Annotated in this window: 14 protein-coding genes; 13 read left to right on the forward strand and 1 reads right to left on the reverse strand. The window is 38.9% G+C overall.

The genetic code is table 11. The annotated features are described in order from the left end of the window. Nucleotides 1-125 precede the first annotated feature (125 nt). The 5 genes from tig to yihA all read left to right on the forward strand — a co-directional run bounded on the left by tig (nucleotide 126) and on the right by yihA (nucleotide 8,051). Nucleotides 126-1,412 carry a trigger factor gene (gene tig / locus AC1VNJ_RS01050; protein WP_016765666.1) on the forward strand — a complete coding sequence of 429 codons (1,287 nt, stop codon included), beginning with the start codon at nucleotides 126-128 and terminating at the stop codon, nucleotides 1,410-1,412. Nucleotides 1,413-1,796: 384 nt separating this feature from the next. Then, entirely contained in the window at nucleotides 1,797-3,062 is a 1,266-nt protein-coding gene (gene clpX, locus AC1VNJ_RS01055) for an ATP-dependent protease ATP-binding subunit ClpX (protein WP_013059367.1), read from the forward strand. 152 nt (nucleotides 3,063-3,214) lie between these two features. After that, nucleotides 3,215-4,882, forward strand: a complete 1,668-nt coding sequence (gene lonB, locus AC1VNJ_RS01060; RefSeq protein WP_028411731.1) for an ATP-dependent protease LonB — start codon at nucleotides 3,215-3,217, stop codon at nucleotides 4,880-4,882. A gap of 260 nt (nucleotides 4,883-5,142) precedes the next feature. After that, the gene (gene lon, locus AC1VNJ_RS01065) at nucleotides 5,143-7,467 is read left to right on the forward strand and encodes an endopeptidase La (RefSeq protein WP_014458105.1); all 2,325 of its coding nucleotides are present in this window, start codon (nucleotides 5,143-5,145) and stop codon (nucleotides 7,465-7,467) included. Further along, a complete protein-coding gene (gene yihA, locus AC1VNJ_RS01070; protein ID WP_013059364.1) occupies nucleotides 7,464-8,051 on the forward strand; it encodes a ribosome biogenesis GTP-binding protein YihA/YsxC in 588 nt (195 codons plus the stop codon). Before lon ends, yihA begins: the two co-directional genes overlap by 4 nt. Nucleotides 8,052-8,144: 93 nt before the next feature. Here yihA and AC1VNJ_RS01075 read toward each other — a convergent pair whose 3' ends face one another. Further along, nucleotides 8,145-8,630: a LiaF transmembrane domain-containing protein gene (locus tag AC1VNJ_RS01075; RefSeq protein ID WP_013059363.1), complete on the reverse strand. Its 486-nt coding sequence runs from the start codon at nucleotides 8,628-8,630 to the stop codon at nucleotides 8,145-8,147. A 329-nt stretch (nucleotides 8,631-8,959) separates the two neighbouring features. Here AC1VNJ_RS01075 and hemA point away from each other — a divergent pair, with 329 nt between their 5' ends. The 8 genes from hemA (at nucleotide 8,960) to ysxE (ending at nucleotide 17,585) form a co-directional block, all read left to right on the forward strand. Then, nucleotides 8,960-10,300 (forward strand): glutamyl-tRNA reductase, encoded by a 1,341-nt coding sequence (hemA, locus tag AC1VNJ_RS01080; RefSeq protein WP_033579644.1) that lies wholly within the window; start codon nucleotides 8,960-8,962, stop codon nucleotides 10,298-10,300. A gap of 14 nt (nucleotides 10,301-10,314) precedes the next feature. Continuing rightward, entirely contained in the window at nucleotides 10,315-11,148 is an 834-nt protein-coding gene (locus tag AC1VNJ_RS01085; protein WP_013059361.1) for a cytochrome C assembly family protein, read from the forward strand. A gap of 13 nt (nucleotides 11,149-11,161) precedes the next feature. Continuing rightward, the gene (gene hemC, locus AC1VNJ_RS01090) at nucleotides 11,162-12,094 is read left to right on the forward strand and encodes a hydroxymethylbilane synthase (protein ID WP_482640256.1); all 933 of its coding nucleotides are present in this window, start codon (nucleotides 11,162-11,164) and stop codon (nucleotides 12,092-12,094) included. Beyond that, entirely contained in the window at nucleotides 12,094-12,867 is a 774-nt protein-coding gene (locus tag AC1VNJ_RS01095; RefSeq protein WP_049166235.1) for a uroporphyrinogen-III synthase, read from the forward strand. The genes hemC and AC1VNJ_RS01095 overlap by 1 nt, the downstream gene beginning before the upstream one ends. 17 nt (nucleotides 12,868-12,884) lie before the next feature. Beyond that, nucleotides 12,885-13,865, forward strand: coding sequence for a porphobilinogen synthase (gene hemB / locus AC1VNJ_RS01100; protein WP_014458109.1), 981 nt, complete (start codon nucleotides 12,885-12,887; stop codon nucleotides 13,863-13,865). 16 nt (nucleotides 13,866-13,881) lie between these two features. Next, the gene (hemL, locus tag AC1VNJ_RS01105) at nucleotides 13,882-15,171 is read left to right on the forward strand and encodes a glutamate-1-semialdehyde 2,1-aminomutase (protein WP_013059357.1); all 1,290 of its coding nucleotides are present in this window, start codon (nucleotides 13,882-13,884) and stop codon (nucleotides 15,169-15,171) included. A gap of 147 nt (nucleotides 15,172-15,318) precedes the next feature. Beyond that, entirely contained in the window at nucleotides 15,319-16,458 is a 1,140-nt protein-coding gene (gene spoVID, locus AC1VNJ_RS01110; protein WP_028411727.1) for a stage VI sporulation protein D, read from the forward strand. Between the two features lie 77 nt (nucleotides 16,459-16,535). Continuing rightward, on the forward strand, nucleotides 16,536-17,585 hold the full coding sequence (ysxE, locus tag AC1VNJ_RS01115) for a spore coat protein YsxE (protein ID WP_049166231.1): 1,050 nt from the start codon (nucleotides 16,536-16,538) through the stop codon (nucleotides 17,583-17,585). The last annotated feature ends 3 nt before the right edge of the window (nucleotides 17,586-17,588 follow it).

Consider the following 17,588-nt stretch of genomic DNA (forward strand, 5'->3'; position numbering starts at 1 on the left):
ACATTCCTACTTACTTTAAAGTAGTAGGGAGTTAAATAGATAATGATTGAGGTTTGAACTGATAGGCTATCTGCATTATCTAATTTAGAAATCACTACTTAAAATGATTTTGGAGGGAAACATTCATGTCTGCAAAATGGGAAAAACAAGAAGGAAATCAAGGCGTTTTAACAGTAGAAGTTGAAGCTGCTGAGTTTGATAAAGCCTTAGATAAAGCATTCACAAAAGTTGTAAAACAAGTAAACGTACCAGGGTTCCGTAAAGGTAAAATGCCTCGTCCACTTTTCGAAAAACGTTTTGGCGTAGAATCTTTATACCAAGATGCACTAGACATCTTATTACCTGAAGCTTACAGCAATGCAATTGTTGAAGCTGGTATCGAGCCGGTTGATCGTCCAGAAATCGATGTTGAAACAATCGAAAAAGGACAACCTCTAGTTTTCACTGCTAAAGTAACTGTTAAGCCTGAAGTTAAATTAGGCGAATACAAAAACTTAGAAGTAGAAAAAGTAGATACAACTGTAACAGATGAAGACGTTGAAGCTGAATTAAAAACACTTCAAGAGCGTCACGCTGAACTAGTTGTTAAAGAAGAAGGAACAGTAGCTGAAGGCGATACAGCTGTAATCGACTTTGAAGGTTTCGTTGATGGCGAAGCATTTGAAGGCGGAAAAGGCGAAAACTATTCTTTAGAAATCGGTTCTAACACATTCATCCCTGGCTTTGAAGAGCAACTAGTTGGTCTTGAAGTAGGCGCTGAAAAAGAAGTGGAAGTAACATTCCCTGAAGAGTATCACGCTGAAGAGCTAGCTGGTAAAGCTGCTAAATTCAAAGTGAAATTACACGAAATCAAATCTAAAGAGCTTCCAGCTTTAGACGATGAGTTTGCAAAAGACGTAGATGAAGAAGTAGAAACTCTAGAAGCGTTAAAAGCAAAAACAAAAGAAAAATTACAAAGCGATAAAGAAAACCAAGCAGAATCAGCTCTTCGCGACACTTTAGTAGAAAAAGCTGCTGAAAATGCTGAAGTAGAAATTCCAGAAGCAATGTTCAACACTGAAATGGATCGTATGATGCAAGAGTTTGAACAACGTTTACAAATGCAAGGTCTTAACCTTGAACTTTACTTCCAATTCTCAGGTCAAGATGAAAAAGCTCTTCGCGACCAAATGCGTCCGGATGCTGAAAAGCGTGTGAAAATCAACTTAACGCTAGAAGCTATTTCAAAAGCTGAAAATCTTGAAGTAAGCGAAGAAGAAGTAGAAAAAGAATTAGAAAACATGGCAGGAATGTACAACATGCCTGTCGAAGAAATTAAGAAAGTGCTTGGCAGTCTTGATAGCATTAAAGAAGACATGAAAGTACGTAAAGCAGTTGAATTTCTTGTAGAAAACAGTAAAGCTGTTGCATAATAGTAAGTAAGAAACAAGGCGCGACTTGATCGTGCCTTGTTTTATAAACTTCAATAGTTTTTTTATATCATAACCAACACCGTAGAAGCAGCTTTAACCCATTGTTTGAAATCCGTGGTTATGAAATAGGCCCAATAAGAGGACACTATATAATAGCAGATCTTCATTCTGTTATGCTCATCAACAACATATACATAAAACGTTTTAGTATCTATTCAAGAAAATGTATGGTAAAATGCAATACAAATCTTTTCATAGCGCTTTTACTATGTGATAAAGAGGGGCATTTACCTACAAATAGATGAGTTGTTCATGTTGTTGGGCTATAGCGCGGATAGAAATCAGCTTCGAGCACTTTAGTAAATACTACAAGGGGTGAAAATTATGTTTAAATTTAACGATGAAAAAGGGCAGTTAAAATGCTCATTTTGTGGTAAAACACAAGAACAAGTACGCAAGTTAGTTGCGGGTCCAGGTGTTTACATATGCGATGAATGTATTGAACTTTGCACGGAAATCGTAGAAGAAGAGTTAGGTACAGAAGAAGAAGTAGAATTTAAAGATGTACCAAAACCAAAAGAAATTCGTGACATTTTAGATGAGTATGTAATTGGTCAAGAGGATGCGAAAAAATCGTTATCTGTTGCAGTATACAACCATTACAAACGAATCAATTCAAACAGTAAAATTGATGACGTTGAGTTATCAAAAAGTAATATTGCATTAATTGGACCTACAGGAAGCGGTAAAACTTTACTAGCTCAAACATTGGCTCGTATTTTAAACGTACCGTTTGCGATTGCAGATGCAACATCTCTAACAGAAGCGGGTTATGTAGGAGAAGATGTTGAAAACATCTTATTAAAATTAATTCAATCAGCTGATTACGATGTGGAGAAAGCTGAAAAAGGTATCATCTACATCGATGAAATTGATAAAGTAGCGCGTAAGTCTGAAAACCCATCTATTACACGTGATGTATCAGGTGAAGGTGTGCAGCAGGCTCTTCTTAAAATCTTAGAAGGTACTGTAGCAAGTGTTCCTCCTCAAGGTGGACGCAAACACCCTCATCAAGAATTTATTCAAATTGATACAACAAATATCTTATTTATTTGCGGTGGTGCGTTTGACGGAATCGAACCTATTATTAAGCGCCGTCTAGGTAAAAAAGTAATTGGTTTCGGTTCAGAAACAAAACAACAAGACTTTACAGAAAAAGAGTTACTAGCAAAAGTATTACCGGAAGATTTATTAAAATTTGGTTTAATTCCAGAGTTTATTGGTCGTTTACCGGTTACTGCTAGCTTAGTGCCTCTTGATGAAGAAGCGCTAGTTGAGATTTTAACAAAACCGAAAAATGCACTAGTGAAACAATATCAAAAAATGCTTGAACTTGATGACGTTGAACTTGAGTTCGAAGACGAGGCTTTAGTAGAAATTTCTAAAAAAGCAATCGAGCGTAAAACAGGTGCTCGTGGTCTACGTTCAATCATTGAAGGTATTATGTTAGATGTAATGTTTGATCTTCCTTCACGTGATGATATTACAAAATGTATTATCACAGGTGAAACAGTTCGTGATCAAGCGGCTCCTAAGTTCGTATTAGAAGACGGATCTACTATTCAAGAAGGCAGCAAAACATCAGCATAAAAAAAGCCGGGTACTCAATTTGAGTACCCGGCTTTTTTCTGTTGATGAAGGACAACTAAATTTTACTTTTTACTAGAATCTTGTTTATTCCTACTGCTGCAGGGAGATAATAACTGATAATTATCTTACTAAACTGCGCAGGAGGTTTATCTATGAACTGGACGAATATTGCCTTAATGGTCCAACTCTTTTTTGGTATCATCATTGGCTTATATTTTTGGAATTTATTACGCAATCAGCGTACGCAAAAAGTCTCAATTGACCGGGATTCAAAGAAAGAAATGGAGCAACTGCAGAAGATGAGAGCTATCTCTTTAACTGAGCCGCTTGCGGAACGTGTGAGGCCGTCTAGCTTCTCCGATATTGTCGGACAAGAAGATGGAATTCGGTCACTAAAGGCTGCCCTTTGCGGTCCTAATCCACAGCACGTTATTGTATACGGGCCGCCTGGAGTAGGAAAAACAGCAGCAGCACGTTTAGTGTTAGAAGAAGCAAAGAAAAATAAAAAATCACCTTTTAAACAAGCAGCTGTATTTGTAGAGTTAGATGCAACTACGGCGCGTTTTGATGAGCGAGGCATTGCAGATCCTTTAATTGGATCAGTGCATGACCCCATTTACCAAGGCGCAGGCGCTATGGGCCAAGCTGGAATTCCGCAGCCAAAACAAGGAGCAGTTACAGATGCACACGGGGGAATTTTATTTATTGATGAAATTGGAGAACTCCATCCTATTCAGATGAATAAGCTGTTAAAGGTTCTAGAAGATCGAAAAGTGTTTATGGAAAGCGCCTATTACAGCGAAGAAAATACACAAATTCCAACACATATTCACGATATTTTTCAAAATGGTTTACCAGCCGACTTTCGCTTGATTGGTGCGACGACTAGAACGCCTAATGAAATTCCGCCTGCCATTCGTTCCAGATGCGTAGAGGTATTTTTCCGTGAGCTTGATCGCGACGAAATTATTACAGTTGCAAAAAAAGCAGCAAATAAAGTCAGAATGGATATATCAGAAGAAGGTTTATCTCTGTTTTCTACATATGCACGCAATGGACGTGAAACGGTTAATATGATGCAAATTGCGGCTGGACTAGCGATATCAGAGGAACGAACGGACATTAAAAATGAAGATATTGAATGGATTGTTCATTCTAGTCAACTATCTCCAAGACACGATCCGAAAATTGCAGATGAGGAAAAAGTGGGGCTTATTAATGGATTAGCCGTGTACGGGCCCAACTCTGGAGCACTTTTAGAAATTGAGGTCAAAGCGATTCCTGCAAAAGAGAAAGGGAACATTATTATTACGGGTATCGTTGAAGAGGAAAGTATAGGGACTCAAGGGAAGTCTATTCGTCGTAAAAGTATGGCTAAAAGCTCAATTGAAAATGTCATAACGGTTCTTCGCTCAATGGATGTGCCAGCCGATGAGTATGATATCCACGTGAATTTTCCGGGAGGTGTGCCAATCGATGGACCTTCTGCTGGTATTGCTATGGCAACAGGGATCTACTCAGCAATTTATGAAGTCCCAATCAAACACACGGTAGCAATGACAGGAGAAATTGGTCTGCACGGCAACGTAAAGCCAATTGGCGGCGTAATTCCAAAAATCAAGGCAGCAAAACAAGCAGGCGTTCAGACGGTGATTGTGCCAAAAGAAAATATGAATGCAATGGTAGAAAAGGTAAAAGGTATCGATATTATTCCTGTCCATCATTTAACAGAGGTGTTTGAACAAGCACTATTGTCTGTACATGAGCATGTTGCACATTTGTCGGTAGATCCAGCTATTCCAAATAGAGAATCTAGCTAATTCTATCATGATAATTAAAAATTAATGGTCAGATGAATATTCATCGCCTTTTTCGCGTATAAAACCTTTATACACAGCCAACGAAAAAGGCGTTTTTTTATGAAAAGAGCTTAAAAAGATATATTTTGCCTTTTAATTCTTTCTCATGATACAATTAGTAATTACTATTGTTAGACAATGTGTATACAAATGAGATAAAATTGTTAAAAGAATTCACACTTTACATACTTTAATTGACGAGCATTGGAGGTGTTCATTGCATGGCAGAAAAAGAAAAATTGACAATGCCGCTACTGCCTTTACGAGGTTTGATCGTCTATCCGACAATGGTGCTTCATTTAGATGTTGGGCGAGACAAATCTGTGCAAGCATTAGAAAAAGCAATGATGGATGATCACTTAGTTTGTTTAGTATCACAAAAAGATATGGGTATCGATGAACCAACAAAAGAGGATTTATATAGAACCGGTACGTTGGCAAAAATTAAACAAATGCTAAAGCTGCCGAATGGAACGATGCGCGTCTTAGTAGAAGGACTAAATCGCGTAACCGTTACAGAATTTGAAGACAGCGAAGAATATTTTGTTGTACACGTGGAAAAGCAAAATGAAGAACATCAGGTTGATGTAGAAGATAAAGCGCTGATGCGCACGCTTTTAGACTATTTCGAACAATACATAAAACTTTCCAAAAAGGTGTCCGTTGAAACTCTTTCAACCGTAAGTGACATTGAAGAACCAGGAAGATTAGCAGATATTGTAGCCTCTCATTTACCAATAAAAATTCAGCTTAAACAAGAAATTTTAGAAACAACTGATGTGAAAGAAAGATTAAATACGATCATTTCTCATATTCAAGACGAGCAAGAAGTTTTGCAGCTGGAGAAAAAAATTGGACAGCGTGTAAAGAAATCAATGGAACGCACTCAGAAAGAGTATTATCTTCGTGAGCAAATGAAGGCGATTCAAAAAGAGCTTGGAGACAAAGAAGGAAAGACAGGAGAAGTAGCAACGCTTCGCGAAAAAATTGAAGCAAGTGGGATGACGGACCATGTCAAACAAGTGGCGTTTAAAGAATTGGATCGCTATGAAAAAATTCCTGCTACCTCCGCTGAAAGCTCAGTCATTCGAAATTATATCGAGTGGTTGATTGCGCTACCTTGGACAAACGAAACGGAAGATACGCTCAATATTCATAATGCTGAACAAGTGCTGAACGATGAGCACTATGGCCTTGAAAAAGTGAAGGAACGCGTATTAGAATATCTAGCCGTGCAGCAGTTGACAAAATCTCTTAAAGGCCCTATTTTATGTTTAGCAGGACCTCCTGGCGTAGGGAAAACATCCCTAGCCCGCTCAATTGCTACGTCTCTAGATCGTCATTTTGTACGAGTATCTCTAGGCGGTGTGAGAGATGAGTCAGAAATCCGCGGTCATCGTCGCACGTACGTGGGAGCTATGCCTGGACGCATTATTCAAGGAATGAAAAAAGCAGGAACGATTAACCCTGTATTTCTGCTTGATGAAATCGATAAAATGTCAAATGATTTCCGAGGAGACCCGTCTTCTGCTTTGTTAGAAGTATTGGATCCTGAACAAAATCATAATTTCAGCGATCACTATATAGAAGAAACGTATGATTTATCAAAAGTGATGTTCGTGGCTACAGCTAATAACTTAGCTACGATTCCGGGGCCGCTGCGCGATCGAATGGAAATTATTCAAATTGCTGGTTACACGGAGCTGGAAAAGCTTGAAATCGCGAAGCGTCACCTATTGCTGCGCCAGCTAGAAAATCACGGATTGCAAAAGGGCAATTTGCAGATTCGCGATGACGCCTTAACAGCAATCATACGTTTATATACGAGAGAAGCTGGTGTTCGTAACCTTGAACGCGAAATTGCTTCCATTTGTCGAAAAGCAGCTCGTATCGTAGTCTCTGGTGAGAAAAAGCGCGTGGTGGTGACGGCCAAAACGCTTGAAGAATTCCTTGGTAAGCCTAGGTTCCGCTACGGACAGGCTGAGACGGAAGATCAAGTTGGCGTTGCTACAGGTCTTGCTTACACAACTGTAGGAGGAGACACGCTGGCCATTGAAGTAAGCTTATCCCCTGGTAAAGGAAGACTAGTGCTAACCGGAAAGCTTGGAGACGTGATGAAAGAATCAGCTCAGGCGGCATTTAGCTATGTGCGTTCAAATGCAGAGAAACTAGGAATTGATGAGAAGTTTTATGAAAAACATGATATTCATATCCATGTTCCAGAAGGAGCTGTACCAAAGGATGGACCTTCTGCAGGAATTACCATTGCCACTGCTCTAGTATCAGCACTAACGGGTAAACCAGTGCGTAGAGAAGTAGGAATGACAGGAGAAATTACACTAAGAGGTCGCGTATTACCAATCGGTGGTTTAAAAGAAAAGTCACTTAGTGCACACCGTGCCGGATTAACTAAAATATTAATCCCTCACGATAATGAACGTGATATTGAAGATATCCCTGACAGTGTACAAGAGGAATTAGACATCGTTCTTGTGTCACATGTGGACCAAGTATTGGAACATGCGCTAGTAGGAGAGGTAAAATGAAAGTAACTCAAGCCGATATTGTTATCAGTGCCGTACGCCCTGAACAATATCCTAAAGAAAACCTGCCAGAATTTGCGTTAGCAGGCCGTTCAAATGTAGGAAAATCATCTTTTATTAATAAGATGCTCAATCGCAAAAGCTTAGCGCGTACGTCGTCTAAGCCTGGAAAAACTCAAACGCTTAACTTCTTTTTAATTAATGAAATCCTTCACTTTGTAGACGTACCTGGCTACGGATTTGCAAAAGTGTCTAAAAAAGAGCGTGAAGCATGGGGGAAAATGATTGAAACGTATTTAACAAATCGTGAGCAGCTTAAAGCTGTGTTAATGATTGTTGATCTACGCCATGCTCCTTCAAAGGATGACGTTATGATGTATGAGTTTTTGAAGCACCATGACCTTCCCGTTATGGTTATTGCGACGAAAGCCGATAAAATTCCTAAAGGAAAATGGCAGAAGCACTTAAAAGTAGTGAGAGAAACGCTGGATTTAGATCCAAATGATGAATTAATTCATTTCTCATCTGAAACAGGTGAAGGAAAAGATAAAGCGTGGAAATCTTTGCAGTATCGCATGACTCACTAAACAAAGGAATAGAAGCTAAAAAAATGGAACGTTTATCATCACTCTACCAGGAAGTGAGTCAAACGTTCCATTTTTTTAACTTGTTTACATAGATTACTTTCGTTTGAAAAATAATAAATATAGCCCAACTAGTAACAATAAAATAGGCCAGAAGGTTGTTAAATAATTTACGCCGTCTTCAACTTTTGGCAAAAATAGTTTAAGACGGTCTGAAAACATCATTAAAATGGCAATAATTAAAAGGGTGCCGCCTTGGAAAAAGCCCGATTTGGCTTTTCTAGCACTGAGTAAAAAGCTAATGGCCACCATAAAAACGACCATGCTAATATTCGTAGGCCAAAAGGGAATTTGTTCACTTACATAGAAATGAATACCTAAAGTGATTAATATGTAACTTGCAAGCAAGTTTGAATGATCTTGAGATAAAGCAGACTCAGTTAACAGTGCCGCTCCTATTAAAATTAACAGTACAGGCCACGTGTATACCTTTGCTGCAATGCTCATATGTAGTTCATTCAGTAAGAAAAAGATTCCAAATCCAACTAGTAAGACACCAAAAAACATTGATTGCTTTTTCATAGTAACCTCCAGGTGTTTCAAAACAGAAAACGTGATAAAACGCTGCTTTTTTGATACAATTTATTACGGAATAACAGTTAATATCTTAACACATGTTTTCAAAGACTGTTCACATTTTTTTTTCGAATGACTTATAGAACATGTTATAATAGTTAGAGATAAGGCGAAGATTACATCTGTGTAATGTCCGCCGGTTTTTACGAATAGTAGAATGAAGAACGCCGGATTTTACGGGCAGTTATCTCACTGTAGCTCTTTGGAAATTTAGGGGTTACTGCCCGTCAAATTCGGATAAATAAGCACATTTCAATTATAGGGGGTATGTACAAATGCATATTATAGCAGTCGGCTTAAACTTTCGAACAGCCCCTGTTGAAATAAGAGAAAAGCTTAGTTTTAATGAGCAAGAACTAGCATCTGCCATGAAAACGTTAAGCGGCCAAAAAAGCATTTTGGAGAACATCATTGTTTCAACATGCAATCGTACGGAAATTTATGCTGTTGTTGATCAATTACACACGGGCCGTTATTATGTAAAAGCATTTTTAGCTGAATGGTTCGGAATAGATAAAGAAGAGTTTTCGCCTTATTTAACCATCTATGAAAATGATGGAGCCATCGAACACTTATACCGAGTAGCATGTGGATTAGATTCAATGGTGATTGGTGAAACACAAATTCTTGGACAAGTGCGTTCAAGCTTTTTGCTTGCTCAAGAAGAAGAAACAATTGGAACGGTTTTTAACCAGCTGTTTAAACAAGCTGTGACATTAGCCAAAAAAGCTCATCATGAAACAGAAATTGGTGCGAATGCAGTTTCTGTCAGCTACGCAGCCGTAGAGCTTGCTAAAAAGATTTTTGGAGACTTATCATCTAAACACGTATTGATTCTTGGTGCGGGAAAAATGGGTCAGCTGGCCGTGCAGAATTTATATGGCAGCGGAGCTAAAAAAGTAACGGTAGTGAATCGAACATTTGAAAAGGCACAGGAGCTAGCAAACCGTTTTTCTGGAGAAGCCAAACCATTTGCTGATCTTCAACATGCTTTAAGCGAAGCAGATATTTTAATTAGTTCAACAGGAGCTAATGACTATGTAGTAACGAAACGAATGATGAGTGAAGCAGAGCGTACGCGTAAAGGTCGTCCATTGTTTATGGTAGACATCGCCGTTCCGCGTGACTTAGATCCAGAACTAGATGAGCTAGAGACGGTCTTTTTATACGATATCGACGATTTAAACGGGATTGTAGAATCTAATTTGCAAGAGCGTCAAAAAGCTGCGGATGAAATTGAAATTATGCTTGAAGCTGAAATTGTTGCTTTCAAGTCTTGGCTTGGTACATTAGGCGTTGTACCTGTTATTTCTGCACTTCGTCAAAAAGCACTTACCATTCAAGCTGAAACGATGAAAAGCATTGATCGTAAGCTCCCAGATTTATCTGAGCGTGAGCGCAAAGTGTTAAATAAACATACAAAAAGTATAATTAATCAACTTCTTCGCGATCCAATTTTACACGCGAAAGAATTGGCTGGAGAGAAACATGCTGAAGAGTCTTTAGAGCTGTTCATGAAGATTTTTAATATTGAACAGGAAGTTGCTTTGCAAAAAGAAAAAGAAGAGCAGCTTCATACATCGATTACGTCTCATTCAGTAGCTTATCAGTCTTAAGTGAGGATTGAATAATGGTTGATATGGAATTAACCAGAATCTATGAATTGATTGTGATTTTATACGCGGTGAGCGTTTTATTATATTTTATTGATTTTGTACAAAATAACCGGAAGGCAAACTCGATAGCCTTCTGGTTACTTTCTATTGTGTGGGTTTTGCAAACAGCCTTTTTAATTTTACGAATGTTTGAGACGGGAAGGTTTCCTATTCTTACTGTTTCTGAAGGGCTGTATTTTTACGCGTGGGTGTTAATTACTCTTTCGCTTGTGATTAATCGCCTGTTCCGCGTTGATTTTATGGTATTTTTTACAAATGTGATTGGTTTCTTAATTATGGCTATTCATACGTTTGCTCCACTTGAAACATACACGGCTGTCCAGTCGGAGCGCCTTGTGTCAGAATTATTAATCATCCATATTACCATGGCTATTTTATCTTACGGCGCTTTTTCAGTTTCTTTTGTTTTTTCTGCTCTGTATCTTGTTCAGTATAATTTATTGAAAAAGAAGAAATGGGGCAAGCGCTTGCTAAGAATTGAAGATTTAACAAAGCTAGATTACATGTCCTATGTATTAATTTTAATTGGTGTACCGCTGTTATTGCTTTCGTTAATCTTAGGAATCATATGGGCTTATATTAAATACGTAGATTTTCATTGGTACGATACAAAAGTGTTAGGTTCATTTTTAATGTTTGTTGCATACAGCGCTTACTTGTATGCTAGACTGCGTAGAGGTATTCAAGGAAAGGCAATCGCGATGTGGAATATTGGATTGTTCTTAGTCTTACTTATTAATTTCTTTTTATTTGGCAGTTTATCGAATTTTCACTTTTGGGGTTCGTAATTAGGAGGACAACATGCGAAAAATTATTGTCGGCTCTCGTCGAAGCAAACTTGCGTTAACACAGACCAAGTGGGTCATTGAACAGTTAAAAAAACAAGGTCTTCCTTTTGAGTTTGAAATTAAAGAAATGGTGACAAAAGGGGACAAAATTTTAAATGTAACGCTGTCCAAAGTAGGCGGTAAAGGTCTTTTTGTAAAAGAAATTGAACAAGCCATGTTAGATAAAGAAATTGATATGGCCGTTCATAGTATGAAAGATATGCCGGCTGTTTTGCCAGAAGGATTAACGATTGGATGTATTCCTTTACGAGAAGATCACCGTGATGCGCTTATTTCAAAAAATGGTGAGCGATTTGAGGAGCTGCCAAGCGGTGCTGTGATTGGGACAAGCAGCTTGCGTCGAGGGGCACAGCTTCTATCTATGCGTTCAGATATCGAAATTAAATGGATTCGAGGAAATATCGATACACGCCTAGAGAAATTAAAAAATGAAGATTACGATGCGATTATCTTGGCCGCTGCAGGACTATCTCGTATGGGCTGGTCGAGAGATACGGTCACTCAGTACCTAGAGCCGGAAATAAGTGTTCCTGCTGTAGGACAAGGAGCTTTAGCTATCGAATGCCGAGAAAATGACGATGAATTATTATCGCTTCTTCAAACTCTAAATCATGATGAAACGGCTCGTGCTGTTAGAGCTGAACGCGTATTTTTAAAAGAGATGGAAGGCGGATGCCAAGTGCCGATTGCGGGATATGGGCGTATAGTAGACGGTGGAAATATTGAGCTAACGTCGCTAGTCGCATCTCCTGATGGCAAAACGATTTATAAAGAGCACATTACGGGAAAAGACCCCGTTGCTATCGGTTCAGAAGCTGCTAGGCGCTTAACATCTCAAGGAGCAAAGCTTTTAATTGACCGCGTAAAAGAGGAGCTGGACAAATAATGAGTCATGAGGCTCCTCTTTTTTTGAAAAAAGTTTTGATTACAAGAGAAGCGAAGCAGGCTCATTCATTTGCAGCACAGATTAAAAAGCTTGGAGGCATACCTTTAAGCTTACCAGTCCTCACGTTTGCACGTTCTAACAATGAAAAAGAAGTGGAAGATGTCCTGCTGTCGATTGACTGTTTTGATTGGATTGTTTTTACAAGTCAAAACGGCATTTCTTTTTTCTTTGAATGGCTAAAAGAGTTAAATATCAGTCGGAGTGCTTTAAAAAGATTAAAAGTGGCTGCGGTTGGAGAAAAAACCGCAAAATTGCTGGAAAAATACGATGTTAACGTGCAACTTGTTCCAAAAGAATACGTTGCCGAATCACTTCTTGAGTCGTTAAAAGCAAATGTGTTACATCACGAGCGAGTTCTCCTTGTACGAGGACAATTAGCCCGCTCTGTTTTAAAAGATGGGTTAAAAGAGTGTGAGGTAACGGATTTAGTTGTATATCAGACCATTCGAAATCAAGGCTCTGAACGCTTGGTTAAGCAACATTTAGAAACAGGAATTGATGCCATTACTTTTACAAGTTCTTCTACAGTGAGATTTTTTGTCGAGTCAGTTAAAGATATTCCGAATTGGCTTGAGCTTATAAATGAAACCAAAGTTGTTTGCATTGGTCCTATTACGAGTCAGACAGCGAGCGAATATGGAATTAAGCATCTTGTTCCTAACACATACACAATAAATGGTATGATAGATATGTTGGTTAGTTGTTTTGAATAATAAAGGAGGATTTTAACATGAAAGATTTACAATTTACACGTCATCGTCGTCTTCGTAATTCTGTAAATATGCGTGCGCTTGTACGTGAAACACATTTACATCCGGAAGACTTTATATATCCTATTTTTATTGTAGAAGGTGAACAAAAAAGAAATGCTGTAAAATCAATGCCAGGTGTGGATCAAATTTCTTTAGACTACTTGAATGATGAAATCCAAGAGTTAGTCGATTTAGGAATCAAGTCAGCTATGGTATTTGGTGTTCCCGCTGAAAAAGATGCGGTCGGCTCACAGGCATACCATGACCACGGAATTGTCCAAAAAGGTATTCGTCAAATTAAAGAAAATTTTCCAGATTTTGTTGTTATCGCAGATACATGCTTGTGTCAATACACAGATCATGGCCACTGTGGTGTAATTGAAGACGGAAAAATCTTAAACGATCCTAGCCTTGACTTATTAGCGCGTACAGCGGTTAGTCAAGCTAAAGCAGGAGCGGATATTATTGCGCCTTCAAACATGATGGACGGTTTCGTGGCAGCTATTCGCCACGGTCTAGACGAAGCTGGATTTGAAGATGTGCCGGTGATGTCTTATGCTGTTAAATATGCATCTGCTTTTTACGGACCATTCCGTGATGCAGCGCATTCTTCTCCTCAATTTGGAGACCGTAAAACATATCAAATGGACCCAGCTAATCGCTTAGAGGCACTTCGAGAAGCGGAATCTGATGTCGAAGAAGGAGCAGATTTCTTAATTGTAAAACCAGCTCTATCATATTTAGATATTATGCGCGATGTGAAAAATACGTTTAATTTACCTGTAGTGGCTTATAATGTGAGCGGTGAATATTCAATGATTAAAGCGGCAGCTCAAAACGGCTGGGTAAATGAAAAAGAGATTGTTCTTGAAAAATTAATTAGCATGAAGCGTGCAGGAGCGGATTTAATTGTAACGTATCATGCTAAAGACGCAGCACGCTGGTTATCTGACAAGTAATTAAGGAGGCTTACACATGAGAAGTTATGAAAAGTCAAAAGCAGCTTTTTTAGAAGCGCAGCAACTAATGCCGGGTGGAGTAAACAGTCCTGTTCGTGCATTTAAATCAGTAGATATGGATCCTATTTTTATGGAACGAGGAAAAGGCGCTACGATTTACGATATTGACGGCAACAAATATATTGACTACGTCTTATCATGGGGACCTTTAATTCACGGACATTCCAACGATCAAGTAGTTGAAGCAGTAAAAAAAGTAACGGAATCTGGTACAAGCTTTGGTGCACCAACATTAATTGAAAATGAGCTCGCTAAAGTTGTGATTGAGCGCGTTCCTTCAATCGAAATCGTCCGTATGGTGAGTTCAGGTACGGAAGCAACGATGAGCGCACTGCGTTTAGCGCGTGGCTATACGGGCCGCAACAAAATTTTAAAATTTGAAGGCTGTTACCATGGACACGGTGACTCTCTTCTCATTAAAGCTGGCTCAGGCGTTGCAACGTTAGGCCTACCAGATAGCCCGGGAGTGCCTGAAGGAATCGCTAAAAACACGATTACAGTGCCGTACAATGATTTAGAAAGCGTACAATATGCTTTTAAAGAATTCGGAGATGACATTGCCGGAGTAATCGTTGAACCGGTAGCAGGAAATATGGGTGTGGTACCACCTCAGCCCGGTTTCTTACAAGGGCTTCGTGATATCACATCAGAATATGGCTCACTGCTCATTTTTGATGAAGTAATGACAGGGTTCCGCGTAGCGTACAACTGTGCACAGGGCTACTACAACATTACGCCTGACTTAACTTGCTTAGGAAAAGTAATCGGTGGTGGTTTACCAGTAGGTGCTTACGGTGGTAAAGCTGAAATTATGGAGCGAGTTGCACCAAGCGGCCCGATTTATCAAGCAGGTACATTATCAGGTAATCCGCTTGCGATGACAGCTGGATACGAGACATTAACACAGCTGACACCTCAATCCTACGATGAGTTCATTCGTAAAGCAGATCGCTTAGAAGAAGGATTGATGGCAGCAGCTGAAAAATATGATGTGCCGTTTACCGTAAACCGAGCTGGTTCAATGATCGGTTTCTTCTTCACAAACGAACAGGTCATAAATTACGAAACAGCGAAAACATCGAATTTAGATTATTTTGCAGCTTACTATCGTGAAATGGCTAATGAAGGCGTGTTTTTACCTCCTTCTCAATTCGAAGGAATGTTTTTATCAACTTCTCATACAGATGCAGACATTGAACATACAATTGCAGCAGCTGAAAAAGCTTTTTCAAAGTTGCGTGGATAAACAGCTAAATAGAAATAACTTTTATAAAGAAGCTTACGGAGGATTCCGTAAGCTTTTTTAGTTTTCAAGACATATTTTAATTTATTTGTTCATACATCTTTAATGACCGCGCTATTACCTGGCGGGTGTTGGAAGGGGGAGAACAATTTGTCGCAGGATAATTTATCATGTCTGCGTTTTTCCGTAGAAGAATCAGTATGGTTTCAAAAAGGACAGGAAGTCTCACAACTTTTGTCTATCTCCTTAGAGCCTCAAGTATCTATTCAAGAATATGACCAATATGTGTCTATTCGAGGAGCATTACAATTAACAGGTGAATACGAAACGTACGAGGGAGAGCACTCGTTACGCGAATATACAAATGAGAATCAAGTGCAATCTATCTCTGTCCGTGAAGACGGAACGGCTGAATTATCACATCAATTTCCTGTTGATATTACCATTCCTAAAAATCGTATTCAAAGTATTGAAGATGTATATGTATCTATTGATTTATTTGATTATGAATTACCAGGCACAAATCAGCTGCAGCTAATGGCTGACTTGTCCATCACAGGATTGTACGGGGAACAGCATGAAGAACAAGAACGAGAAGAAGAGGAAGAGTTTGCGGAAGAACAGCACATCGTCTCCTATGAAGAAGCAGACGATGCTGAAGAGGTATATACTGAAAACTTTGCTCAAGAAGAAGAGAAACAAGAGGAGCAAGAGTTTGACGTAAGCTATCGTGAAGCTCCCGCACTTTTAGAGGCAGAGGCTATTGAAGAAGATCATTCAGAAAAGCCTCCTAGTTATTTTTCATCTGTATTTAAAAAAGAATCTCGTGCTGAGCCGGTCGTGGAATATGAAGAGGAAGCATATGAACCATTTGAAGTCGAAGTGAAAAAAGAGGCACCAATCGAGGAAGAAAGAGAAGACAACGTGATTGAGCTCTTTCAGCTTCGTCAAGAGCAAGAAAGCTTCGAAGAATCGCAAGCTAGTGAATTAAATACGTATGCTGACGTTCAACAAGAGGCTGAGCAAGAAAAGGAAAAGATTATTGTTGAATTTCGGAAAGAAGAAAATGAAAGCGGCCGAAATGAAAACGCCCTTTATTTAACAAAGCTCTTTTCGCGGGAAGAAGAAGCTTTTTCAACGTGGAAGCTTTGTATTGTTCAAGACGGAGATTCGCTTGATACGATAGCAAACCGCTATAATACGAATGTACAAAACATTTTACGAGTGAATAATTTAGGAGATGAATATGAGCTGGAAGAAGGAAGCATCTTAAATATTCCCGTTCGTTAAAGTCGGAAAGAAAACAGTTTTGACGCATATAATGTCTTAACTGTTTTCTTTATTTTTTACGAGGAAGGAGAATATAGATGCAGCGGACAGTAGCAGACTACAAAGTATTGTTAAAAGAATATGACTTAGATGTTGACTTTATCGAAGACCACGGAAAAGTAAAAAAAGTCTATACAAAAACTGGCGTATTTGCGCTTAAAGAAATGGCGAATCATCAAGAGCGAAATCAGAACTTCATTCAAAAGTTGCAGAACGTGTATCAAAAAGGGTGGATGGGCTTTGTCCCTATTTATCAAACGAAGCGTTCTCAGCCCATTGTTTCAGATGAAAGCGGCTCGTATTACTTAATGCCGTGGCTCCCAAATAACCCAACCGAAGAGCGTGATATTCGATATCATAAATTATTTCAAGAGCTTGCTAAGCTTCACGGTGCTTCGGCGCAGGAAGTAGAAGTAAAAAAAGAAGATATAGAAAATCATTATACATCGATGAAAGAAACGTGGGAAAAACGTCAGGAAGAGCTGAAGCAGTACGTAGTAGAATGCGAGAAGAAAGTGTATATGTCCCCGTTTGAATTGCATTACTGTACATTTTATTATGAAATGACAAGAGCGCTTGAGTTTGGTTTTGGAAAGCTCGATCAGTGGAACGATGAAATGGAAGAAAAGGAAAAGATCCGGCTGGTTACGTCTCATGGAAAGCTATCGGCTAAACATTTTATCTATGACGAACGGGGAAATGGTTTTTTTATTAACTTTGAACATGCAAAAGATGCTTCACCGATTTATGATTTGGTCTCATTTTATTTTCGTACTCTTCGCACGTACCCAGTAACTACCTATGACAGCTATGAGTGGTTTAGTACGTATGAAAAACATTTTGCTCTCAGAGAAGAGGAAAGACTGCTTTTGCACAGTTATTTAGCGTTTCCAGAACCCTTGTATCAGTGTATCGTTCAATATAGGCAGCATAAAGAAAGTAAAACGGAGCTTGAACATATGCAGTCATTTATTCGAGCATACTGGCTGACGAAAAACATTGAACAGCTCAATATTAAAATATTTGAAGTAGATCAGCAAAAAAAAATGGCAGCGGAAGCAGCTGCACAAGCCCAAGCGAACGAATAGCGC

The organism is Priestia sp. 3CA3, from assembly GCF_056836725.1.